The sequence below is a fragment of the Photorhabdus viridis genome, from assembly GCF_040256935.1.
GTDB classification, from domain to species: Bacteria; Pseudomonadota; Gammaproteobacteria; order Enterobacterales; family Enterobacteriaceae; genus Photorhabdus; species Photorhabdus viridis.
Window position 1 is genome coordinate 1 of sequence record NZ_JBEJZY010000228.1, and the last position, 615, is coordinate 615.

General features: G+C 54.0%; 1 protein-coding gene. It reads right to left on the bottom strand.

The window, feature by feature from the left end; translation table 11 throughout:
• On the bottom strand, positions 1–615 hold a 615-nt coding region (gene rpsE, locus ABR397_RS23100; protein ID WP_350307745.1), incomplete at both ends, for a 30S ribosomal protein S5.

Consider the following 615-nt stretch of genomic DNA (forward strand, 5'->3'; position numbering starts at 1 on the left):
TTTTCACAAGATGATCCGTGAATTCCTGATAAGGAGACTTGGTGAAGACAGTCTCTTTCCAGAGGTCGGGAGTCAGGTAGCTGTAAGTCTTGGAGATGGCATCAAAGGTGGCCTTAGCAAAGTTGCCCAGGGTGGCAGTGCAGCCTCTGGCTGAAGTGTAGCAGTCATCTATACCGGCCATCATCAGGAGCTTCTTGGGCACAGGAGCAGAGACAATGCCAGTGCCTCTGGGGGCAGGGATGAGACGCACCAGCACAGAGCCACAGCGGCCTGTCACCTTGCATGGAACAGTGTGGGGCTTGCCAATCTTGTTCCCCCAGTAGCCTCTCCGCACAGGGACGATGGAAAGCTTGGCCAAGATGATGGCCCCTCGGATGGCAGTGGCAACCTCCTTGGAGCACTTAACACCAAGACCAACGTGACCATTGTAGTCCCCAATAGCGACGAAAGCCTTGAACCTGGTCCGCTGGCCAGCCCGAGTCTGCTTCTGCACTGGCATGATTTTCAGAACCTCATCCTTTAGGGACGCACCCAGGAAGAAATCAATGATCTCAGACTCCTTAATGGGCAGGGAGAACAGGTAGATCTCCTCCAAGGACTTGATCTTCATGTCCT